At 40.0% G+C, this 24,740-nt stretch carries 16 protein-coding genes; 5 read left to right on the top strand and 11 right to left on the bottom strand.

What is annotated here, in order from left to right; all coding sequences use genetic code 11:
* Positions 1 to 14: 14 nt before the first annotated feature.
* Positions 15 to 2,600 (bottom strand): DNA mismatch repair protein MutS, encoded by a 2,586-nt coding sequence (gene mutS, locus AAEZ18_RS00635; protein ID WP_179808081.1) that lies wholly within the window; start codon positions 2,598 to 2,600, stop codon positions 15 to 17.
* 21 nt (positions 2,601 to 2,621) lie between these two features.
* On the opposite strand from mutS, the gene AAEZ18_RS00640 reads away from it, so the two are divergent.
* Both AAEZ18_RS00640 and recA read left to right on the top strand, forming a co-directional pair.
* The gene (locus tag AAEZ18_RS00640) at positions 2,622 to 3,110 is read left to right on the top strand and encodes a CinA family protein (protein WP_041454352.1); all 489 of its coding nucleotides are present in this window, start codon (positions 2,622 to 2,624) and stop codon (positions 3,108 to 3,110) included.
* Positions 3,111 to 3,177: 67 nt separating this feature from the next.
* Positions 3,178 to 4,221, top strand: a complete 1,044-nt coding sequence (gene recA / locus AAEZ18_RS00645) for a recombinase RecA (RefSeq protein WP_350593900.1) — start codon at positions 3,178 to 3,180, stop codon at positions 4,219 to 4,221.
* Positions 4,222 to 4,307: 86 nt separating this feature from the next.
* Here the strand turns inward: recA and AAEZ18_RS00650 are convergent, their stop codons facing one another.
* Together AAEZ18_RS00650 and AAEZ18_RS00655 are read right to left on the bottom strand one after the other, a co-directional pair.
* Positions 4,308 to 6,422 (bottom strand): TonB-dependent siderophore receptor, encoded by a 2,115-nt coding sequence (locus tag AAEZ18_RS00650; protein WP_350593897.1) that lies wholly within the window; start codon positions 6,420 to 6,422, stop codon positions 4,308 to 4,310.
* 205 nt (positions 6,423 to 6,627) lie between these two features.
* On the bottom strand, positions 6,628 to 7,806 hold the full coding sequence (locus AAEZ18_RS00655; protein WP_350593895.1) for a DcaP family trimeric outer membrane transporter: 1,179 nt from the start codon (positions 7,804 to 7,806) through the stop codon (positions 6,628 to 6,630).
* Between the two features lie 413 nt (positions 7,807 to 8,219).
* Between AAEZ18_RS00655 and acs the strand changes: the two genes are divergently transcribed.
* From acs to AAEZ18_RS00670, 3 genes are all read left to right on the top strand, one after another.
* Positions 8,220 to 10,160 carry an acetate--CoA ligase gene (acs, locus tag AAEZ18_RS00660; RefSeq protein WP_011327395.1) on the top strand — a complete coding sequence of 647 codons (1,941 nt, stop codon included), beginning with the start codon at positions 8,220 to 8,222 and terminating at the stop codon, positions 10,158 to 10,160.
* Positions 10,161 to 10,257: 97 nt separating this feature from the next.
* On the top strand, positions 10,258 to 10,908 hold the full coding sequence (locus AAEZ18_RS00665; RefSeq protein ID WP_011327396.1) for a LuxR C-terminal-related transcriptional regulator: 651 nt from the start codon (positions 10,258 to 10,260) through the stop codon (positions 10,906 to 10,908).
* A gap of 149 nt (positions 10,909 to 11,057) precedes the next feature.
* Entirely contained in the window at positions 11,058 to 12,659 is a 1,602-nt protein-coding gene (locus AAEZ18_RS00670) for an AbgT family transporter (RefSeq protein WP_011327397.1), read from the top strand.
* Between the two features lie 73 nt (positions 12,660 to 12,732).
* On the opposite strand, the gene purU is transcribed toward AAEZ18_RS00670, so the two are convergent.
* The 8 genes from purU to AAEZ18_RS00710 form a co-directional block, all read right to left on the bottom strand.
* Positions 12,733 to 13,563 carry a formyltetrahydrofolate deformylase gene (gene purU / locus AAEZ18_RS00675; RefSeq protein ID WP_011327398.1) on the bottom strand — a complete coding sequence of 277 codons (831 nt, stop codon included), beginning with the start codon at positions 13,561 to 13,563 and terminating at the stop codon, positions 12,733 to 12,735.
* Positions 13,564 to 13,767: 204 nt separating this feature from the next.
* Positions 13,768 to 15,657: a hypothetical protein gene (locus tag AAEZ18_RS00680; RefSeq protein ID WP_011327399.1), complete on the bottom strand. Its 1,890-nt coding sequence runs from the start codon at positions 15,655 to 15,657 to the stop codon at positions 13,768 to 13,770.
* A gap of 133 nt (positions 15,658 to 15,790) precedes the next feature.
* Positions 15,791 to 17,155, bottom strand: coding sequence for an exopolysaccharide Pel transporter PelG (gene pelG / locus AAEZ18_RS00685; protein ID WP_011327400.1), 1,365 nt, complete (start codon positions 17,153 to 17,155; stop codon positions 15,791 to 15,793).
* Positions 17,143 to 18,660 carry a GT4 family glycosyltransferase PelF gene (pelF, locus tag AAEZ18_RS00690; protein ID WP_011327401.1) on the bottom strand — a complete coding sequence of 506 codons (1,518 nt, stop codon included), beginning with the start codon at positions 18,658 to 18,660 and terminating at the stop codon, positions 17,143 to 17,145. Before pelF ends, pelG begins: the two co-directional genes overlap by 13 nt.
* Positions 18,653 to 19,636 (bottom strand): HEAT repeat domain-containing protein, encoded by a 984-nt coding sequence (locus AAEZ18_RS00695; protein WP_350550372.1) that lies wholly within the window; start codon positions 19,634 to 19,636, stop codon positions 18,653 to 18,655. Before AAEZ18_RS00695 ends, pelF begins: the two co-directional genes overlap by 8 nt.
* Positions 19,629 to 20,930, bottom strand: coding sequence for a PelD GGDEF domain-containing protein (locus tag AAEZ18_RS00700; protein ID WP_182683785.1), 1,302 nt, complete (start codon positions 20,928 to 20,930; stop codon positions 19,629 to 19,631). Before AAEZ18_RS00700 ends, AAEZ18_RS00695 begins: the two co-directional genes overlap by 8 nt.
* Complete coding sequence (locus AAEZ18_RS00705; RefSeq protein WP_350550368.1) at positions 20,927 to 21,442, bottom strand: protein PelC; 516 nt, start codon at positions 21,440 to 21,442, stop codon at positions 20,927 to 20,929. The genes AAEZ18_RS00700 and AAEZ18_RS00705 overlap by 4 nt, the downstream gene beginning before the upstream one ends.
* A gap of 14 nt (positions 21,443 to 21,456) precedes the next feature.
* Entirely contained in the window at positions 21,457 to 24,738 is a 3,282-nt protein-coding gene (locus tag AAEZ18_RS00710; protein ID WP_350593893.1) for a tetratricopeptide repeat protein, read from the bottom strand.
* Between the last annotated feature and the right edge of the window lie 2 nt (positions 24,739 to 24,740).

The following is a 24,740-nucleotide window of genomic DNA, read 5'->3' on the forward strand; positions in this document are numbered from 1 at the left end:
TTTTTGTTTGTAAATTAAAGAAGTGCTTTTAATTTATAGAGTAAATCGTGAGCTTGTCGCGGTGATAGATTATCAGGATCGATAGCCGTTAACTGCAATTCTACTTCAGAAGGGCTAATTTGTTGGGCTTGATTGTTAAAGGTAAATGCTTGCTGCTCAATATTAGGCGCGGTGACACTTTGGTGATTTTCGAGTAGTTTAAGCTTTTGTTTTGCCTGATTTATTACAGACTTGGGTACGCCAGCAAGTGCAGCAACTTGTAAGCCAAAGCTTTTACTTGCTGCGCCATCAAGTACCGTGTGCATAAAGGCAATAGTGTCGTTATGCTCTATGGCATCAAGGTGCACATTTACCAGCCCAGGCGTTTGCTCTGCAAGCTCGGTTAACTCAAAGTAGTGGGTGGCAAACAAGGTTTTTGCTGATATTTTTGACGCTAAATGATCGGCAGTAGCATACGCAAGCGAAAGCCCATCGTAAGTGCTTGTTCCGCGGCCAATTTCATCCATTAATACCAAAGATTGCGCTGTGGCATTATTTAAAATCGTGGCGGTTTCGGTCATTTCTACCATAAAGGTAGAGCGCCCTGAGGCGAGATCGTCACTTGCGCCAATACGAGTAAATATACGGTCAATATTGCCTATTTTAGCGCTGTCTGCGGGTACGTAACTGCCAATATGAGCCATTAGCACTATAAGTGCAGTTTGGCGCATATAGGTTGATTTACCACCCATGTTTGGACCGGTAATTATTAACATTTTACGTTGTGCATTTAGCTCTACTGGGTTGGCAATAAAGGGTTCTTTCATTACTTGCTCAACCACAGGATGACGACCTTGTTTAATGCTTATGTTGTCGTTATCGCAAAGTATCGGCTTAGCGTAGTTAAGTGTAAGTGCACGCTCTGCTAAGTTATTTAGCACATCTAAGTCGGCAAGGGCGGCTGCCATTATTTGTAATTGCTCAATATGCGGCGCAATAAATCTAAATAGCTCTTCGTAAAGCTGTTTTTCGAGCGCTAATGCTTTTGACTGGCTGCCAAGTACTTTGTCTTCGTGCTCTTTTAGCTCAGGAATAATATAGCGTTCATTATTTTTAAGTGTTTGGCGGCGAATATAATCGGCAGGCACTAAATGCGCATTGGCGCGACTAACTTCAATAAAAAAGCCGTGTACTCGGTTATAACCAATTTTAAGGGTACTGATCCCTGTACGTGCACGCTCTCGTAACTCTAACTGATCAAGCACATCGGTTGCGCCTTTGCTTAAGTTACGCCATTCATCAAGCTCGCTGTTATAACCAGGGGCAATTACACCACCGTCGCGAATAAGTACCGGCGGGTTTTCGATTACTGCACGCTCTAATAGCGCTTGTAAATCAGGTAGCTCAGGCGATTGCTTAATAATGCTGGCAATGCGCGGATCGCTGGCATCGTTTAATAAAGTATGCAGCGGTGCAAGTGCTTGTAAGGCGCTGCGCAAACGAGTTAAATCGCGAGGACGAGCAGTGCACAAAGCAAGGCGGGCAATAACACGTTCTACGTCGCCAATTTCTCTTAATGATTCGTGTAGCTCACCACAAAGCTGTACATCTAAAATTGCGCTAATAGCGTTTAACCGCGAGTTTAGCTCGTCTTTATTACGCACCGGGGTATGAATACGGCGCTTCAGTAAACGAGATCCCATAGGGGTTGCTGTTTTATCAAGTATTTGCGCTAGCGTGTTTTCAAATCCACCCGATAAATTAACGGTCAGCTCTAAATTTTTACGAGTAGCAGCATCTAAAATAACGGCATGCTCGTTGTGTTCAAGAGTAATGGCACGAATATGGGGTAATGCAATACGTTGAGTGTCTTTAACGTATTGCATTAAACAACCTGCGGCAACTAAGGCGCAGTGGGCTTTATCAACGCCAAAACCGACTAAATCTTTTGTACCAAATTGCTCACACAATAAATGCTGGGCGGTGTCTAAATCAAATTCCCACTCAGGGCGGCGACGCGCGCCTTTAATGTGCTCAATTAAATGAACATTTTCGAAGCTTTCGCTATACAGTAATTCTGCAGGGGCGAGGCGTTGTATAGTTGAAGTGAATGCCTCGTCGGTATTAACTTCTACAACGTTAAAACGACCCGAGTTAATATCAAGATAAGCAATGCCATAAGTACCATTTTTACTCTGCCATACGCTGGTAAGTAAGTTGTCTTGGCGCTCTTGCAGTAGGGCTTCATCAGAAATAGTACCAGGGGTGACAATACGCACTACTTTGCGATCAACAGGCCCTTTACTGGTAGCCGGATCGCCTACTTGTTCGCAAATAGCAACAGATTCGCCCATTTGCACTAAACGGGCTAAATAGTTTTCTACGGCATGATAAGGTACACCGGCCATAGGAATAGGATCGCCACCGGCTTTACCGCGCTGAGTTTGCGAAATATCGAGTAATTGAGCGGCGCGTTTTGCGTCATCAAAAAAGAGTTCATAAAAATCCCCCATCCGATAAAACAATAAAATATCGCGATGCTCTGATTTTATTTTTAGATACTGCTGCATCATAGGGGTTTGTTGTTTTATAGTGTGTGGAGCATAAAGATCAAACGACATGTATTTACCCAAAGGCTGAATATGGAATTACATCAAGAGATTAAAACACTTGCTGCGCAATTAGGCGCTATTTTAACGGATAAATGCTTATGGATCACTACTGCTGAGTCATGTACTGGTGGCGGGGTAAGTTATGCACTTACCGACACTCCTGGAAGCTCTGCCTATATTGACCGTGCATTTGTAACTTACAGTAACCAAGCAAAGCAAGATTTACTAAATGTAAGTGCCGCCACATTAACGCAATATGGGGCGGTAAGCGAGCAAACGGTGCGTGAGATGGCTTTAGGCGCAATTGCAGCAACTAATGCCGATATTGCGATTACTGTATCGGGTATTGCAGGCCCAGGAGGAGCAACCCCAGATAAGCCGGTAGGCTTAGTATGGTTTGGACTACACATTAACGACAAGCAGCTGGTATTTAAACAAGTATTTACCGGCGATAGAGCACAGGTTAGACTGCAAGCTATTGTATTTTCTTTAAAAACTATAATAGAGCAGATAAAATAATAAAATTAACTTGATACTGTGATTTCATACAGTATACTTGTCGCATTAGCTGGATTTGGAGAGTAAAATGAACGATAACAAACAAAAAGCGTTGGACGCGGCTTTATCACAAATTGAACGTCAATTTGGTAAAGGCTCAATTATGAAATTGGGTGATAACAAAGCGTTAAACATTGAATCTGTATCTACAGGCTCATTAGGTATCGATATTGCCTTAGGCATAGGTGGCTTACCTATGGGGCGTATTGTAGAAGTATATGGTCCTGAGTCGTCTGGTAAAACAACGCTTACTTTGCAAGTTATCGCACAAGCACAAAAAGAAGGCAAAACATGTGCCTTTATTGATGCTGAGCATGCTCTTGATCCAGTTTATGCACAAAAGCTTGGTGTAAACATAGATGAGCTTTTTGTATCGCAACCAGATACTGGCGAACAAGCACTCGAAATTTGTGACATGTTAGTACGCTCAAGCGCGGTTGACGTAGTTATTATTGACTCGGTTGCAGCACTTACACCAAAAGCTGAAATTGAAGGCGACATGGGCGATTCGCACATGGGCTTACAAGCACGTTTAATGTCGCAAGCATTACGTAAGCTAACAGGTAATATTAAACGCTCGAACACCTTATGTATTTTCATTAACCAAATCCGTATGAAAATTGGTGTAATGTTTGGTAACCCAGAAACAACAACGGGTGGTAACGCACTTAAGTTTTACGCATCGGTACGTATTGATATTCGTCGTATTGGTTCGGTAAAAGAAGGCGACGAGGTTGTTGGTAACGAAACCCGGGTTAAAATTGTTAAAAACAAAGTAGCACCGCCATTTAAGCAAGCCGAATTTATCATTATGTATGGTGAAGGTATTTCTAAACAAGGCGAGCTAATTGACTTAGGTGTGAAGCACAAAATTGTTGAAAAAGCAGGTGCTTGGTATAGTTACTGTGGTAACAAAGTTGGCCAAGGTAAGTCTAATTCAATTAAGTTTTTAAAAGAAAATCCAGAAATTGCAGACGAAATTGAAGGCAAGTTACGCGACATGCTTTTACTTAAAGCAACTATTGAGCCAGACGATGGTGAAGATAAGTTAGGTGATGAAGCTGACCTTTAAGCAGTATTAAATAATTTAAGCTTGATTTGACCCGAGCTTTAAAGCAGCGCTAACCAGTAATGGTTAGCGTTTTTTTTGATTTAAATTTACAACTGCCAATTTAAAGATAGAGCGTAGTTACGCGGTGCACCATAGTAACCTTGAGCCCAATACAAGCTGTGTAAATATTTTTCACCTGTGGTGTTATTAATATTAAAAGTAACGCCTATATTTTCACTCAATTTATAAGTTGCCATTAAATCAAGTAATCCGTAGGCATCTTGCTTTGTAGTCACGCTTGCGATTTTGTTAGTATCTTGGACTCGGCTTGTTGAATCTTGCCAGCGATAATTTGCACCAAACGATAAACCATCAATGAAAGGAACTTGATAGATTGCTGCAACCTTGAGTTGATTCTCAGGGGTGTAATCTTTTACTGTGTCATCGCCATCAATGCTTAAATTACTAAAGCTAATGCTTGCACTCAAGTCATCTGTAAACTTACCGCTTAGCTCTACTTCAAAACCATTACTGTTAATACCATCCGCTGCGTAGTAACGAGTATCGTCGGGTAATGAGTTAGGTATAGCGATAGCAAGGCCATCTTGTTTTGTATCAAAGTAAGCAAGTGTTACAAAAACTTGCTCGTCTAAAAGCTGGGCTTTAACACCTAGTTCGCTACTTTTACCTGTAATAGGTGCAAGTTGGTTGGCATTTATATCAAGCTCCTTTTGCGGCACAAATGTTTCTGTGTAGCTTGCATAAGCCGATAAAGACTCGTTAAAATCATACACAGTGCCAATGTAGGGTATTAGCTGTGAATCACTTTGTGTTTGCGCAACGCCATAAGCTGTGCCTGTTGTTTTCCAATCAGTATAACGCACGCCAGCTAATAGGCTTAAAGGTTCGCTTAATTTGATACGAGTAGAAATATAAGCAGATTTTTGCTCATTAGTTATATTGCTACCATTTATACTATCTGTAAGTGTTGCTTGTGGTATTACACCATCCCATGTTTTAAGTGACGGCATTGCCGGAAAACCATTCCCTGTAGTGTAATCGTAAAGAGATTGCTCGGTGTAATCCATTTTTGCTTGGCTAACACCCAATGACAAGTCGTGCTCTTGGCCAAATAAATCAAATTTACCACTCGCATATAGATCAAATAAGTCGTGCTTATCGCTATAATCATAACGGCTTGCGTAACCGGTTAAGCCAAGTTCGGTGTCTTTATCAGGGGTACCGTATACATAAAATAATTCAGAGTCTTGCTCGTTTTCAACATGAGCGTAACGCGCTTTAGCCACCCATGTTGCTGATAAATTTTGTTCAAGCGTTACATATACTTGCTCGGCACTGTTATCCCAGTAAGACCAGTCAGCCGCAGTGCTAGTTGATTCGTCATAGTCTGTTGGTGTGCCATCGGTATAATAAAGTGGTAGTGCACCCCAAAGTGGGCTATCGGCATCTTTTTGTTGATTAACGTAGTTAACACTTAGCAGGGTGTTATCGGTTAACTTTCCCTCGTAGGCTAAATAAATAACGGTTTTATCTGTTTCGTAGCGATCTAGATATGAGTCGGCTTTTTGTTTGGTAAATACAGCTCTAACAGCATGCTCTTCATTAATAGGCGTTGATACATCTAAATCTAAGCGTTTTTTATTCCATGAACCGTACGAAACAGATGCATTAGCTTGGGTTGTGTAAGTTGGTTTTTTTAGCACCATATTTACAGTAGCAGAAGGGTTACCTGTACCTGTCATTAAACCGTTCGCGCCACGAACTATTTCTACACGGTCGTAAATTGAGGTATCAAGGCTGCCTTGAATTGATCCCGAGCTTTGTGGAATACCTAAACCATTAACTTGAAAATTTGTAATATCAAAGCCACGGGCTTTAAAATAAGTACGATCGGTTTCTATTTGCTCTACCGTTACACCCGGCGTGCTTTCTAGCACTGCGTTTATATCATCGAGTGAAAAATCATCCATTAAAGCGCGAGAAACAACTGAAATAGACTGCGGAGTTTCTTTTATGGTTAAACCTAGTTTGGTTGCCGATTGTGCTTCTTCGGTAATATAGTTTTTATGATGTTGACCATACACAGCAATCTTTTCAATTTGCTGCTCGCTTTTATCGTTTTTTGCAAATGCATGCCCAGATAAAATTAAAGAGGTAATAAGGCTTAGTTTAGATAAACGCAAAACTTTAGAGGACGACATGGTGTTTTCCAAAAGGTTCAAAAATAAAGCGCTTAACTTAATCTAAATGATATTGATTTGCAATTGCGTTATTGATTTTTATTTATAACAATTTGTACTATAGGGATTAATAAAGAGTGATGAAGTTGATAAAACAGATGAGACTTATAAATTAATTAACAAAAAAAAGCGGCCAAAGCCGCTCAAGGAAGTAAACTATGTACGCTTAAAATGCATACTTAACCGAGAATTGTAAACGGTCCATATCGCCATCGTTACCGCTTTCAAGCTCGCGCTCGGCATGCTTAAACTCAGCACCAAAAGTTAAGCGTTTAACTGGTGAGTATAAAATGTTAGCACTGTAGCTTTGGCTTGATTTAGTTGGATCGCCTGTAAGGGCGAGTAAGTCTGTGTTGTTATCAGCACTGAAAAATGAATATAAGAAAGTTGAACGCCATTGGCTGTTCCACTTATGCTGATACGCTACAAAGCCAGAAGTTGAATCAATAGCATCTAAATCATCGCCATTGAGTACTGCACCATGGGCTACATTAACACCAACATAACGGCCTAAGCCTTTACCTTGTGTAAGCATAAACTTAAAGTTGTCTTCGCCTAGTTTAACCATACCCGATGCACTAACACCAAATGAAGTTTCATCGGCATCAATAGCACCTACTTTATAAGTAAGTTGACGGGCAAGTGCAGCAACTACTAAATTACCCCAGTCAGCTTTATGGGTATAACGTGCAGTAAAGTCAGGAAGTGAAGCATCGTCGGTTACAGCCATTACACCAGCTTTATTGTCAAAAGTTGTAATGGTGCTTTCTGGGTTTTCTAATGAGAAAGACCAAGCGCCAGTAGTGTATTTAACTTGAGTTTGGCGTACAAACACTGTGCCCTCTGCTGGGCCTATAAAATCAAGTGCTTCAGGTAGTGCGCCAACGTTTTGAAAGTTAGACCATGTTTGGCCAAATAACCAACCATCGTAGCTAATAAATGCATGACGTACACGTGGAGCGTAAGAGTTAGATACACGCTCGTTACCACCAGGAGCAGAAGCTAAAAAGTCGATTTCAATTTTGGTGTTAATGGTTTTGCCATTATCAAGTAATGTGGCTGTACCAAAGTTAAAACGAGATTCACGAGCATGCATATCAAATACAGCGTCAGAGCTATTGTCTGGGCCTACAGTCACTGTGCTCGGTACATAAAAGTCACGACCCACGTTAGTGCCCGCTGGTGCGCCTGCAGAATAGTCACTCCACATAGCATCTAATTTAATATATCCGCCGTAAGTAAATTCAGTATCTCCAACTTTTGCTGCAGTGGCTGCATAAGCTGTGCTTGAAAGTGCACATAGTACAGCACTTGCTGCAAGTGTTTTTAATGGGGTAAATTTCATTGTTGCGTCCTTTATAGGCTACGTGTTGATTATTGCTTTTTATTTAGAGTGTATTAATAGCGTGAGTATTACTTACGAATAAAAGTTAATTTAAAGATTTTTTATTCGTTAAATAAAAATTAAAGCTAATTAATGCAAATATTATAATACTTAGGTGAAGCACTTTTAAATATGTACACTATTTACTCAATCATCTATTAGTCTATAAGACTAAGGTGTAATGATTACAATGTGATTATTTACTTACATTTAACATCATGTATTATTTATGTAAAAGTAATAAATAGCGCAGCGATTATAAACAACAAATTAGTAATTAGAATAGCTTTACAACTAAGGTCTAATACTTAATAGCGCATTGCTGAGTAATCCTTGAGAAAAGCCTAAGGCAAGTAATTTAAATGGAGACCAAGATGTCAAAAAATATCTATCCAGTTCCTACGCATATTAAAAACACAGCTCTCGTCGATAACGATAAATATAATAAAATGTATAAACACTCGATTGATGATCCACAAAGTTTTTGGGCTGAACACGGTAAGCGCCTTGATTGGTTTACTCCTTATTCTAAAGTAAAAAACACCACCTTTGATAAAGGCCACATAAATATTAAGTGGTATGAAGATGGCTACCTTAATGCATCGTATAACTGTATTGATCGCCACTTAAAAACAAAAGCCAATAAAGTGGCGCTTATATGGGAGGGCGATAACCCATCGCAAAGCGAGCATATTACTTATCAAAAATTACATGATGAAGTAGCAAAGTTTGCTAATGGTTTAAAAAAGCTGGGCGTACAAAAAGGTGATCGAGTCGCTATTTATATGCCAATGAGCCCTCAAGCTATTTACGCAATGCAAGGGTGTGCACGTATTGGTGCTATTCACTCAGTTATATTTGGTGGTTTTTCACCCTCTGCGATTGCCGATCGTATTAAGGATTCGGGCGCAAAAGTGGTTATTACTTCAGACGAAGGACGCCGTGCTGGTAACTGCGTGCCACTTAAAGCAAACGTTGACGAAGCCGTGTTGCAAGAGTCTGTAACAAGTATAGAGCATGTTATTGTGCACCAACTTACCGGTGGTGATGTTGATTGGCACGACCATGATATATGGTGGCACGATTTAGTAGCAGACGAAGAGCCTGTGTGCGAGCCTGAGGTAATGAACGCTGAAGACCCGTTATTTATTTTATACACCTCAGGGTCAACAGGTCAGCCAAAAGGCGTGGTGCATACCACGGGTGGTTATTTAGTTTATGCATCGATGACGCACGAATATATATTTGATGTAAAAGAGGACGATGTTTTTTGGTGTAGCGCCGATGTAGGTTGGATCACCGGGCACAGTTATATTGCTTATGGCCCGCTGGTAAATGGTTGTACCCAAGTTGTATTTGAAGGTGTACCTACTTACCCAACCGCAGGGCGTATGGGCGAAGTTGTTGATAAACATGGTGTTACTATTTTATATACCGCGCCTACCGCTATTCGTGCCTTAATGGCAAAAGGTGATGAGCCTGTAGCGTCATCTCATCGTAATAGTTTACGAATTTTAGGATCAGTTGGTGAGCCAATTAACCCTGAAGCATGGAACTGGTATTACGAGCAAATAGGTAAGTCAAATTGCCCTATCGTTGATACCTGGTGGCAAACAGAAACGGGTGGCATTATGATCACCCCATTACCAGGTGCTACCGATTTAAAACCAGGCTCTGCAACGCGTCCATTTTTTGGTATTGCGCCGGCAATATTTGACGCTGAGGGTAATACGCTTGAAGGTGAGGCTGATGGTAACTTAGTTATTTTAGATAGCTGGCCATCGCAAGCACGTACTATTTATGGCGATCATGAACGTTTTGAACAAACTTACTTTTCTACCTACCCAGGTGTGTATTTTTGTGGCGATGGCTGTCGTCGTGACGAAGATGGTTATTATTGGATCACTGGTCGCGTAGATGATGTACTTAATATTTCGGGGCATCGTTTAGGCACTGCTGAAATAGAAAGCGCACTGGTTGCACACCCAGCAGTAGCTGAAGCCGCTGTAGTAGGTTATCCGCATGATATTAAAGGCCAAGGTATTTATGTTTACATTACCCCTAACGAAGGTATAACGGTAAGCGATGAGTTAACCAAAGAAATTCGTAACTGGGTTCGTAAAGAGTTAAGCCCAATTGCGTCACCCGATATGATTCAGTGGTCACCGGGGTTACCAAAAACGCGTTCTGGTAAAATAATGCGTCGAATTTTACGTAAAATTGCGGCCAACGAGCACGAACAACTAGGTGATACATCAACACTTGCCGATCCATCTGTGGTTGATGAGTTAATTGAAAATCGATTAAATCGTTAAATGCGCGTTAAAAGCTTGATTACAAGTTGATTCTAAACGTAGTATATCGGCTGTGCTCTACTAGATAGGGCACAGCCGAATTTATTAGGAGTGAACCATGAGTCAGTTTTTAATAGCGGACGACCATCCGTTATTTCGTGAAGCACTAAAGGGTGCACTAACTGTAAAATTTGACGATTTAGAAGTATTTGAATCATCTGATTTTGACAGTACATTGCAGGTGTTAAGCGAGCAAGAAGATCTTGATATATTACTGCTGGATTTACACATGCCAGGTAATGGTGATTTATACGGCCTTATTCGTATTAGAGAAGACTATCCTAGTTTACCTATTGCGGTAGTTTCGGGAAGTGAAGACGCTAATATTGTATCTAAAGTAATGGGTTACGGCGCAATGGGGTTTATTCCTAAGTCATCATCATCAGATGATATTGCCAATGCAATTAATCAAATACTCGAAGGCGATACTTGGTTACCAACAGAATTAAAAAATAAAGTCGCCGAAATTCAAGGCGAAGACCGAGAAATTGCAGCGCAAGTTGCCTCACTTACCCCACAACAATACCGTGTTTTACAATACCTGCACGAAGGTTTGCTAAATAAGCAAATAGCGTATGAGTTACATATTTCAGAAGCCACTGTAAAAGCGCATATTACCGCCATATTTAGAAAGCTTGGCGTATATAACCGCACACAAGCGGTATTAATTGCTGCAAAACTACAATTAGCACCTATAGAGCAAATATAAAACCATGCATAGAATAGAGGCACAAAGCCTCTTTTTTAGTCTTATTTACGCTTATATACGCAATTATCACAAGCCATTCACCTTTATTACATGATCTCCTATAAAAATAATGCTAGCTTACGGGCATTTTATAATTAAGAGAACATGGTATGTCAGACTCTTTAGACTCCAAGGCCCAAAGTAGTAATGAAAGCGCAAATAAAGGCTGGTTTAACCGCTTTTTAGCCGGCGTAGAATTTTTAGGCAATATGCTACCGCATCCCATCACCTTATTTGCAATATTTTGTATCGTAATTGTTGTATTTAGTGGAGTGGCGGATTGGTTTGGCCTAAGTGCAATCGATCCTCGACCTGAGGGCTCGCCTGGGCGCGAACCCGATGGTGTTATTGAAGTAGTGAGCTTACTTAGTGCCGAGGGATTACAGCGTATTGTAACTGGCTTGGTAACTAACTTTACCAGCTTTGCACCACTGGGCACGGTACTGGTAGCTTTACTTGGTGTGAGTGTTGCTGAGCACTCAGGACTGCTGTCGGCAGCAATGCGCGGCATGGTAATGGGCGCATCAAAGCGGTTAGTGACCTTTATGGTGGTGTTTGCCGCTATTTTATCTAATACCGCCTCTGAGCTGGGCTATGTGGTACTTATTCCATTAGCTGCAATGATATTCCATAGTTTAGGGCGTCATCCATTAGCGGGCTTAGCAGCGGCGTTTGCTGGGGTGTCGGGTGGTTATAGTGCTAACTTATTATTAGGCACAATAGATCCCTTACTGGCAGGCATTACCACACCAGCGGCGCAAATGATCGACCCAACTTACCAAGTAGGCGCAGAAGCTAACTGGTATTTTATGATGGTGTCGGTGTTTTTAATTGCGATTTTAGGCACCCTAGTTACTGAAAAAATTGTTGAACCACGTTTAGGTAAATATAATCCTGAAGAGGCCAGTGCTGATCTTGCACAAAATAATATTGCCGCGTTAACGGCCAAAGAAAAGTCGGGTTTAAAGTGGGCAGGGGTGTCGTTATTAGTTGTATCGCTGCTACTTGCATGGACCATAGTGCCAGCCGATGGCATTTTACGTAACCCCGAAACAGGATTAGTAGCCCACTCGCCCTTTTTGAAAGGCATAGTGGTGTTTATTTTTGTAACCTTTGGTATTCCGGGCTTTGTATATGGGCGCGTTGTTGGCACCATGAAAAACGACAAAGACGTAATTAATGCGATGAGCAAAAGTATGAGCTCAATGGGCATGTATATTGTGCTAGTGTTTTTTGCTGCGCAATTTGTCGCGTTTTTTAAATGGACCAATTTAGGCACTATTTTAGCAATTAACGGTGCTGCATTACTGCAAGCTTTAAACTTAACTGGCCCCGAAGTTTTTGTATTATTTATATTAATGTGTGCATTGGTTAACTTAAGCTTAGGGTCGTCTTCGGCGCAATGGGCTGTTACCGCGCCTATTTTTGTACCTATGCTAATGTTAGTTGGTTACGCGCCAGAGACCATTCAGGCGGCTTATCGTATAGGTGACTCGGTTACTAACTTAATAACGCCAATGATGAGCTATTTTGGCTTGATCCTCGCTGTCGCAGCTAAGTACAAAAAAGATATGGGTATAGGCACACTGGTAGCCACTATGTTGCCATACAGTATGATATTTTTTGTTGGTTGGGTTGTTTTGTTTTATTTATGGGTATTTGTATTGGGTATGCCAGTAGGGCCAGGATCACCCACTTATTACACGCCTTAATAGTACCTGGGTAATACAATAAGTATTATTTAATTGTTTAAAAATGCCAGCATAATTTGCTGGCATTTTTGTTTTACGAAAACACCACGGTTTTATTACCGTTAATAAATAGCTTATGCTCAGAGGCAAGTTGTAGCGCTTTACAAAATACTGTTTTTTCTACATCTTTACCCATATTGGCCATCATTTTTGCAGTTTCTGCGTGGGTTACAGGCGTAACATCTTGCAAAATAATAGGCCCTTCGTCTAACTCGTTATTGACAAAGTGAGCTGTGGCTCCAATGATTTTTACGCCACGTTCAAATGCTTGATGATAAGGTTTTGCACCAATAAAAGCGGGTAAGAACGAGTGATGAATATTAATAATTTTGCCCTCAAAGCGTTGTACAAACTCAGGGCTTAAAATACGCATATATTTAGCTAAACCAATAATGTCAGGGTTATAGCTGGCAATTAAATCGCCTACTTGTTGATCGTGCTCGCTGCGCGTTAATCCCTCATGAGAGATAACATGAAAAGGGACATTAAGCCCTTTAGCAAGCGGCTCTAAAATAGGGTAGTTTGCTATAACGGCTTGCACTTCAATATTTAGCGCTTGTTCGAATTGCTTTAATAATACGCCACCTAAGCAATGTGCTTCTTTAGTAGCAAGTAACACAACTTTAGTTTTTGTACCATTGTGTAAAGCTACTTTAGCGTCTGCAGGTAGTATTTCGCGTAGTAGTGGTAAAAAGTTACTTTGTGGCTCACCAGTGAGCTCTGTACGCATAAAAAAGCGTTTAGCGTCTTTGTCTACAAATTCATTATTACGTGTAATATTTAAATTATGCTGGTGGCAAAGCCCGGTGATTTTGGCTATTAGCCCTACATCATCGGCGCATTGTGTGGTTAGTATGTAGCTCATTCTCTCATTCTTACCCAATTATAGATTGCTTTATTATTTGCGTTTTAGCGCATAAAGCAAGGGCTTTGTGTGTTGTTACAAGGTTTAATTTAGAACAAGCATGACATTAAAGTGAGCAAAGTTAACTGGGGTTTCAAAAGGTATAGTTGCTGTTAAAAATGCCACTGATTGCCAGTGGCATTGATATATAATTAAGTTACTGTGTTATGACTTGGTTTCTGAGGCTAAATCATCTTGTTGTCTGATAAAGCCGGCGGCTTCTTCATCATTTTTTGTAATTGCGCTTTGTTGTGTTGGCATAGCGCGTGTTTGCTGATTAAGCTGATGAATTTGCGACGCGTTACCTAAATCACGCTCACTGGTAATTGAGGCTATTGACTCGCGATCTTTTAAGAACGCAATCACATCGTTTTTAATTGCTTGTAACTGACCTTCGTCTTTGTGCATTTCCATAATATGGCGTGGATGCTCAAGATTTTTCATACCTGTTGCTGCAAAAGTGGTGGTTACTATTCGCGAAACAATAACCCAAGGGGTAATGCTGCTACGTACTAAGGTGTTTTCAGAGCGAGTGCTGTCGTGAATACCTGTACCGGTTGATATTTTAGACTCAGTAAATGTACCTTCACATTTAAAATAGACCAGAAGTGATTCAAATTGCATTTCAGCAAAAAACAAATGTGCATTGCTACTTAATAGCTGAGCAAAGGCTTTAATTAATACACCTATCAGTAATAAATGTACGCTTGCCATTACTAGCTCGCTGATAGGTGAAATATGACGATTATTAAGTGCTTGCTCTATTGAATTGATATTTGCGCTATCAATATAACGATAAATATCGATGAAAGAGTAGGCTAATAATACCGTGAAAATAAGCGCGATTAAATACAGAAAATTACCACTAAGTAGCGCCAATAATCTAGCCATACTAAAACCTTTACCTAAATCTAGCTCATGTAGTTTAGGTTGTATTTCTTGAATTATTTCGCCTTTAAAGCCGCCTTTTCCTTCTACTTGCTCTTGCAGTTGTGGGTTGAGCTCGCGGTATACGCGATTAGGCACTTCTTTATAACGACGGTTAGCCATTACTAGGTTATCTAAATTAATAAAAATTTCAGTAGGGTGTACAGATTCTTGCCAGTTTTCGCGCAGCTCAGATACCTCAGTGCTTGGTGTTATGCTATTTAATCGTGCTTTTAACATAGTAAAAACCAGTGCGCAGCTCAAGGTGGCTAAAATAATAATAGCGACTAAATACATACCCGCATGTAGGTTGGGTAATTGTTCAAACCAAACATCTATTTGCGCTTTACTAATGTGTTGTTCTTGCATTAACCACGACATAGAAAGGCCAATAATAATGGGTAAAATAAACGATAGCGAAATAATTTTAGCCAGTGCACCACCACCAAGTGGTTCAATTTCTCTTGCAGCATTGCGAGTGGTTGGTTTACCTGCCGAGCGCCATGAGAACAATACATAAAACATTAAAATGCTACTGTATATGGGAAATGCTAATTCGCCTGCTTCACCGGTAAAGCCCGACAAAGATACAAAAGCTACCAGTCCATACGCAATAAGTGCCACAAAGGTACTTACCCATGAGCCAAATAATTGCTGGGCAATATTACGCATCGGGTAGGGTAAAAACATTAGTTTAGGAATAAGGCTATGCAACAAGCGAGATAAAAAGCCTTTAGGCTCTTTAAAAGTAATGTTTTTACGACCCATAAGCATTTCTTCTAGTTCTTGGTCGTTATAGGCAACTTCTTTTTTTTCTTCTTTTGCGGTAGAGCTTTGCGATTTACTGTAGTTATAAGCCAGTGACGTAGGGTGATTACGGCCAACAAAGTATTTTAGTGTGGCATAAATACCTGTTGAGAGTGAAGCAATGCCAAACCCTAAAATAATCATCCCAAAAAGCATCAAGATCCACCCAGCAGTTGCATCTTCTTTAACTAACCCTGCAGCAACAACAAGCAGCGTAATGCCGGTAATTGACTCTATAGCACCTCTTAGTGCGGTTACTTTACCTTCAAGCTTGAAGGGGTTTTTAAGTCCAAGATCAATCGATCCATAATCAAAAGCCATTGAATATTCCTTTATAAAAGAATTTTATTGGGAGAAATAAGTGTAATAATCAATTTATGTTTATTACACTTATTTATTAGTTTTGGCATTATAAGCTTGGTTTAAGCAAATAGCCTAAAATGTTAAGCGTTTATTATTGCAGCATAAAGGTTTCGTATTCTAAATCTTCAAACTGTTTAGATAACCAAAACAAACCCACAACCGAGCTAATAATAGTTGCAAATGCAAAGCCATAGCCATAAAACTGTGGTCCAAGTGCAACCGATAAATAGGTAAAAACAACATTTACGACTAAAAATATTGCTGCGAGTACCAGCACAGTAAAACGTTTATCTAAATAAAATAAAATATTGAGTATTGATAAAAATATAACCTGTACACCCACACCCACTACATCGATAAATAATAAGGTTTTGTAGTTAGGATCTATGCCTATAAAAGTGAGTATTTGCTCACCCCAAAGTAATAAGCAAGCTACGGTAATACCCTGAATTTTAAATATATCGTATAAACCACCTTGGGCAGTTTGTATCATATTATCTTTTAATAAATAAATTTCATTTAAAGAGGCACCTTCGCGTATTGCAGTGTAAAAACGGTCGTACTCCTCTACAAAGTCGGTTTCCATTCTTACTAAAAACACGGCCATACCAGGAATAATAGACAAGTAGGCTAAAAATATGGGTAAGTCGTAAATAGGGCTTGCCCTGAGAGTGCCAATAATTTCTATTGAAGTACTAGGAGAGTACCAAAAAATAATTTTATCAGCCCAAACACCTATATTGTAAAACAAGCCACAAAAGAACAGGCTGTAATACACTTTTTTATTATTTAAAAAATCAAAGCTAATTAACTTATCACCAGGGTAGCGGCGAATAATCATAAATAAAAAGCTAAAAAATAACAGCGCTTCGCCAGCAAAAAAAGCAAAAAACAATCCATCTAATTGCCAATCTCTTAGTAAATATGCCAGTAATACCATAAAAGAATAGCCACTAAGCATAGTAACTAAAATGAGCCGGTACTCTTTCATACCCGATAAAAATATAGCCCCGAGCCACTGATTACATAAGCCGACAAATGCACCTAAAATAATTAATTTAGTCACTACTGGCAGTGGCAATAATGGCCACACAGCAAGGCCAACGAGTAACGCAGCTATGGTGGTAACTAATTGCGCGCCAAGTAGATTAGGCAGTATTTGACCATCATCTTTAGTAAAAAGTAGGTCGGCAATAAAACGCGTTAATAATAGCTGTAAGCCGCCAGTTAAAATAAGCGAGGCGGCCATCATGTAGGTAACTAAGGTTAAAAATTGAATGATCAGTACTTTTGGTAGCACAATGCCCAAGCTTAAAATACCAATAAGCATTAAAGCAATAATAGATAGTAACCAAGGGCCTGAGCCAATTAATCCAGCGTAGCCGTAAGCTTCAAATACTGAAAGCAGGGTGTTTTTTTTGAGAATCTTACGTATCTCAAAACCTATTCCGGCCATGCCATTGTGTCCTTATAAAGTTTATCGTAACGAGCAAACATATGGCTCTCATCATAAAATTTTTGTACCCGTTCAAGGCCACTTTTTTGATATTCGCGCCATCTTTGCTCGTTTTGCAATATATTTACTATTTGCTGAGCAGTGTCGCTAGGTGAGGCTATTGCTACCACTTCGCCAGCTTTGCCAAAGGCTTTGTCTTGTGCGGTTGCGCCTTCTATTATTTCGCGGCAAGAACCTACATCACTGGCTAATACAGGCACGCCAGCAGCCATTGCTTCTAGTAGTACCAAAGGCTGCGCCTCAGATATTGAGGTGAGTGCTACAACGCCTAACTTAGGCAGTATTTCAGCAATGTTTTGCATGCCTAAAAATTTCACATTGTCGATTAAATCTAAGCTGTCGACCAATAACTGGCATTCTTGATAATATTTTGGATCTTCCTCAAAAGGGCCAATTATCCAGCCCTCTAGGGTGGGTATAATAGATTGTGCTTCTTTAATTGCGCGTATAAATGTTTTTATATCCTTAATAGGCACAACACGACCAATTAAACCAACTACCATTGGCGTTTTTTCTGGGCGTTGTAACAGGGCTTGTTTAAAACGCACTGTTTTAATGCCATTAGGTACCACAAGCGTTTTTGCCGGCTCTGCGCCATCTTTAATTTGGCGTTGCATATTACCATCGTATAAAGAAATAATTTTAGTTGCTTGTTGGTACGTTGTACGGCCAATTTGCTCAAAAAAGTTGATCCACATACGCCGAATAAAGCCCATTTCGGTATTTAAATTTTTACCTAAGCTCTGCTCCGAATCTTTGATCCAGCTTGCTTGAATTAAATCAATTTTACGCTCTTTTGTGTATATACCATGCTCGGTAAGTAAAAAAGGCGTACCACTTATTGCACTGGCGCCTGAGCCTAAAATACCGGCGTAGCCTGTTGATATGGAATGAATTAGTTTTACTTTTGGCAGGCCCCTAGCAATTTCTGCTATTTTAAATAACGGCTTATATAAATTACGATATGACCAAAAAAAGTCGATAAATGACGATTCATCACAATAGCTTAAATAGTATTTTGAAAGGGCTTGCCAAGATGACTCACTATATAAAAAATCGGCTGCATTAATGCCATCTTTTTTGCCGAGTGTTTCAAAAGCAAATTTTAATAACTCAGTGGGTATAGGGTCGTTACAGTCACGAAAGTAGCTTTGCAGCTGTTGCCAAAAATCAAACAGTTCTTGCTTGTATTTAGTGCCATGCTTCGCTTTTATTTCAGTGGTATTATTTTCAATTAAATAATGAACATGTAATTTAGTCACATTATCAGGTAGCTGGTATTGAATTTCGCCGTAGTGCTCAGGTGCTCCACCCAAAAATACCAACTCAAAATTATAATGTGGTAAGCCTTCAATTATTTGATGCACCCAACTTGATACGCCACCGCGTACATATGGGTAGGTACCTTCTAAAAGTAGTAATATGTCAGCATTCTTTTCAGCCATGCCAGTACTCCTGTAAATGGCGTAGTTCGCTACCTTCAGGTTGTTTAGGGAGCTCATTTAAATAGCGCTTACAATCATCTAATAGGCCCATGTAAAAAGCGACTTCAGCTTTATATGGCAATACATGGCGCTGCGCCATGCCAAATTCTGTAGCGTGTGTTAAGTGCGTTAGTGCTTGCGGGTATTTGTTTAGCGATAAACAAATACGGCCTAATAACACAAAGGTGGCAGGGGCTTTTACATGCTCAACACTTTGCAGAGCCAGTAGCTCTGCTTTTTCTAGTACGTAGGATTTTAGCGCGCCTTGGGCTAAGCCTAAATAACTTAGCTCCCAGTACAGCTCAGCTAGTTGCTGTTGCAATTTACCTAATTCGGGTTGCGTGCTTGTTAAGGTGATTTCTTGCTGATATTGGCTTATTTTTTCGTTTATTTTAGTTTCTTTACCATCCAGTGTTGAATAAGCAAGTAAACGAATATCATCTTCTAGATCTTTAAGTGCAAGTTTTAAAATAGGAATAGCGCGTGCGTCACTCATGTGACGTGCAGACATTACAGCACTTAAACGCTTATTAGGCTCACTGGCGTGTTTTAAAATAGCTTTTAAGCCACCAATAGAATAAGACGGATTTGCCGAAGTCATTTTAGCTTCAAAGGGAAGCGCTGGGATTTTATGTTCTTCTATTTCAATGTCGTCATTTTTGATTGGTTTACATAGGGCAAAGCTTAATGCAAATACAACACCTATAATGCCAAGTATGGGCAGTGAAAGCAGTAATAAAAATAAAAACAAAACACTGCTAAATGGGGTTGTTTTGTATTTTACAGGAATGAGTGTATAGCTAATAAAAGCATAAAAAAGGCTAGCTAATGCATGGAGTAAAGTAACAATTAGCCAGTTGGGAGTGTCGAGTATTTGCAGTAATGCAAAATACTCGCATATACACCCTAAGATGGCTGCAATGATAATTTTAATCATGAAATGCGACCAATCTTTTTAAATCGTCATTATTAATAGGCAATGCTATTTGTTGCTCGATAACAATACCTAAATCAGTTAGGTTTTTGCCAGTACGTCCTTTGCTCCAACTATTTAAGCGGGCAATGAATCCTGCTTTTTCAAGTTCATCAGCCAAAGGCATAAGTAGCAGTAATGTTTGTTTTTCGTTGTTATACAAATAAATGTCTAAACCACGGCGGGCTTCGCTTAAATATTTCATAAGTTGACGCGATTCAGGATTAATATTTGTAGCTGTTATTTTTAATAAATGCGATGGGATTTTATAGCGTTTAGCCTCTTTATTTGCACGTTTTACTTGTTTAATAAAGTAGGGCGCTTCATTGGCTTGCATTACCGGATTAGTTATTTCGTGACGGAGTAAGTCACCAATGTGTCCAGCCATAACAGCAAGCAAGGTAAGTGTGGTGTTTTTAAGAGCAAAAAATTGCACTTTTTCGACTAATATAACCCCATAAACTGTGTCGCTAATATCTGTAATTGGAATCGCAATATGGTACTGACTTACACCTAAAGAGGCTTTTACGTCTTTTACCGATACTAATTCGTTTTCTGCAAACATAGCACTGACAAGCGGATCTGACATGGATACTGTATTCATTTTACCAATAGCAGCAAGTGGCGGATCTACAATGATGTTGTTTTCAACCTTGTATATACCCGCTTTTTCTAATGTTCCGTATTCAACAAATAAATTTAAAATACTTTGTGCGGCTTTATCTAGACACCTTTCTTCTAGTTGCCCAATAGATTCTCTTACTGCTTGCAGGGATTCTCTTAAACTAAGCGTATGGCCAGCGAGCACTTGCTCAAGGCGATCATGCGAGGAGCTAATAAGATGATATTGACGGGTAAACACCTCTAATCGTTCGGTTACATATTCTAGTTGAATAGTTTGCCTTTGATTGGTGCGATCCCATACATCTCTAAACTCGCCAGTGACCATAATGACAATAACATAACCTAAAATAGCGTTAATATTAAAGTCACTTTGGGGCGTTAAAATATCTGTTTCTACAAGCAGCAGTTGGCCAATAAGCAAACTTAGTATGCTAATAAAGCCTTTTGAAAAGCCGTAACGTAATGCTACCAGCAGAGGGCCTAAAACCGGCCACGAAAACCCACCTTGCGTCCAAAAGGGATCCGCTGTGTTAAACAGCACGGGTAGCCCTAAAGCCAGCGCGGTAAATATAAATACCTCAGCCCATATCTGTAGCTCAGGAACCTCTCTTGGGCGAAAGAAATGTGTTTTCACTCACTAACCTCTATGTAAGATAGTAAATCGGCTATGACATCTTGGGCTACCGCAGCAATGCTATCTCGTCCCCAACCACTTTTAGCAATTGTGCCAGTCCATAGTGGAGTTGTTTGGCCGCTAGCCGTTAATGATAGAGTTAAAGCAACCACAGGTTCGCCGTCAAGTCCTGCTTTATAACGCCACTCTTCAATGCTACCACTTATAATATAATCAGCTTGTTGCGTGCTTAGCCACTGCATTGCGTTATTTACACGGTATTGATCGTCTAGCGGTGGTAGTTCATTATTGTTAGTGCGTGGCGCACGAATTAAAGTAGGTAGCTTATTTTGCTGCCAAATACTGGCTAAAATATCCTCTGCGCGCTCACCAGCAAGCGGTGTTTGTGCATGATTTACAAGTGGTAATAATGCCACTGTTGTTGTTGCTCTAAGCTCAACATCATCAGCCACATGGCTGGTTGTACAAGCTGATAAAACTAATACCAAACACGGTATAACTAAACGAAACATAATCTCTCCTAACATTAAAAATGTACGTAATATCCTAATTGTAATTGTGTATCTGAGTTACCCACTTTATTACTACTTTGATAACCCAGCTGTAATCTAAATAAATCATCGCCTAAAATAGACCAACCCGCACCACTTGAAACTGAAATATCTAGGGTGTCGTTAAGGGTTTGATAGCCTGTACTGATGTCAAATAACCACGAAGGGCTAGCGCCTAAATAAGGTGGCTCTAGTGATCCTGTAGATGCAAATGAAGTGCCTAGGGCTAAACGCCTAAAAGGCTGAAGATCGATTGGCAATAAATTAGCTTCATTATTAATAAAGGTATTTACAGAGTCAAAATCTTGCCATTGCGCGCTAAAGTAGGCGCTCCATACAGGGCGGTCTTTTAAAATGTTGTATTGGTATCGGGCATTGTATTCTTGCCCGCTTACTATGCTGCTGTTATCACTTCTACGTGAAAAAGACAGCGCAGAACCAGAAAGTTGCACGCTTTGTCTGCCATCAATATTGTAGTTTATATATGCGGTGGCTTTATCTAATTGGGCAAAACTTAATAGTGTTTCAGATTGGCGGTTTTCTACATTATGCTCAAGCTTTAAACCTACTTGAGTGCGCGAATCCCATTGGTAACGAGTATCTAAGCTAAGCCCTTGACGACTCGCTAATGTGCCTTGGTGAGTATCAATTTTGGCATCAAAATACCATCGGCCCCAAGTCATTTTATCTTCGATGGCGAACAGTAAGCCATTATTGTTAAGGTTTTGCTGGTTACTAATACTTAATTTCCATTGGCCTTTTGCATAGGGAAAGTACACGTTTACATCATATTGACTGCTGTTTAAGCCCGCTTCAGGCGAAAAGTTTACCTCAAGCGCTCTAAAATAAGCATTTCGTGCGTTGCGTAATAAACTAGTTTGCGCCTCTGTAGGCTCATTTGTTAACGTTTCATACCAACGCTGCATGGTGGCATAAGGTTGTTTTAAATACAGCAATGCATTTAATTGATCAAGCTCACTTAAAGTGTTTTCAGTGAGCTGTTGCTCAACGTTATTAAATTCACCGTTAATCATATTTAACTGCAGAGTTTGCCAAGGCGCTAAGTTTTTTGCTGCTCGTCTGGCTAGCCACCAATTTGCAACAGGCTCACTAATAGTGTCGGGTGCAAGTTCATCCATAGTGTTAAATTGCATTAAATGGGGCACTGCCATAGCGCCCGCCCAGCGGTACATTAGCCCTCGGTAAGCGTATTTATCTTTAGGTAAATGCTGCAATAGGTAATGATGTAGTTCAGTGGCATTGGCGTTATAACCAAGCAGCTGTAAAACGTCGGCTAAATTAACTAAGGTGGTTAAATCTTTTGGGTTACTTATAGCTAATTGGCGTAAATAAAAGTATGCACTGTTATACGATTTTTCATGAATAGATAAACTAGCTAAAAGTTGCGCCCAATTATAAGAAGGCTCAGTTTGCGAATAGTTAGCTAGTATACGTTTTATCATTATGGTGTCGTGCATTTGCAGCGCTAACCAGCCTTGGGCAAGGACTACATCAGGGTTATATTCACTGAGTTTTGCCGCTCTGTTAAGAGTGGTGTAAGCAGAATTTAAATCGTTTTGATTTTGATACCAATTCGACAGTAAAGACCATGCTGGATAAAGCTGTTTATTGTAGCGCTGTTTTTCAAGTTCGTTGTGTACGCGAGCAATAGAGTCAGCGTCGCCAAGTTGCACGCTCAGTTGCGTAACTTGAATAAGCTGCCTATCACTCAGTGGTGCTTGTTGCCATAGGTACTCAAGCAAGCCTTTGGGGTTCCCCTCAAAGCGCAATTGCTGATACTGTTGCATGTCACCAACACTAAGTGGGCTAATTTCTTTTAATTGCTCATAGGCATATAGTTCTTCTTTTTTATTTTGCAGCCTTAACGCCATATCAACACGGGCACTCCAAAACTCATCGTCGGTGCTTTGTTGTTTTTGCTGCAAAATAGTGAGCGCAGTTTTATAGTCTTCTGCAAGCCAAAATGCGCGTGCCAGCCATAATAAATCTTCTTCGTTTTTAGGGCCTTTATAGCTAGGCCATAATGCTCTTAACCCATTTAAGTTACCGGTATCGTGCAATACTTTTGCTTTCCAATATTGCGACAGTAAGCTTTTGCCATTCATTTGCTCAAAACGCTCTATATTATTGAGCTCTTGCTCTGGGTTGCCAATAAACTCATTAGTTTGCATCCAACGAACGAAGCCCTTATCTGAGAGCTGTCTATTTTGCGCTTTATATTGAAAAATATCGTTGGCGTCTTGGTACAAATATAACGCCACGGCGTCATTAATGCTGTCGGTTAGCATGGCAACGTTAACTGCATGGTTGGCCATTAGCCATTTAAATTCTACAAGTGCTTGCTCTGGCTTATTTAGCCAACGTTTCATTTTCCAGTTAAGCAAACGTAGCTCTTTATCGTTTGGATTATTGATTAATAGCTGTGTTAATAATTGCTCAGCACCTAGGGTGTTACCATCGGCTAGGCGCAAATACATTGCCTTAGTTAGATATTCGTTATTATTTGGCTCTTGCTTGAGTAAGTTTTCGATAGCACTGGCGGCATCTTGGGTATTACCGGCTAGGTTAGCTAAATAAAGGGTGCGTTTGATATTTGTGCTATCGCCATATGTTTTCCACCAGGCATAGGCTTGCTCAGGGTTATTTGCTCCCAGTGCAGTGGTTATGGCTTTAGGCGCAATATCTGCATTAATATTATTTTTATATATTGCGAGTGCTTTTGCAGGCTCCCCTGCACTCAACCAGTAATCGGCAGCGAGTAAGGGTTGTGCATTTTGCTGATAGTAAAGTGCCACTTTAGCATGTAAACCAAGGGCTTTAGCTATGTTAAGTATTTGCTCGTTCCAGTTTTTTAGCGCACCTACTTTTAACGATAGCTCCTCAAATCGGTCATCTTTCTTTGCATCATTTGCTAACCATAAAGCGTACATTAACTGAATTTCAAGTAGTGATTTTTTGTCGCTTTTAGGTAGTTTTTCAAGCTCACTAGTGGCAGCTGCATATTCACTGAGTTTTATGTGCAGTTCAATTAGCTTTGCACGTAACTTTTCATTATTAGGATCGGTACTAAGCGCAGCATTTAAATACGATTTTTCAAAGGTGTAATCTTGCGATAAAGCTTCTTTTTCAAAAAACAAAGTACGCGGAAATAACGCATAAAGTGCAAAACAACTCACGGCTAATATAACTAAAATTGTTTTTAAAGAAATTAACTGAGGGCGTTTTTTATTAGTCATTA

Origin of the sequence: Pseudoalteromonas sp. 19-MNA-CIBAN-0066, from assembly GCF_040308705.1 — a bacterium.
Classification (GTDB): Bacteria; Pseudomonadota; Gammaproteobacteria; order Enterobacterales; family Alteromonadaceae; genus Pseudoalteromonas; species Pseudoalteromonas nigrifaciens.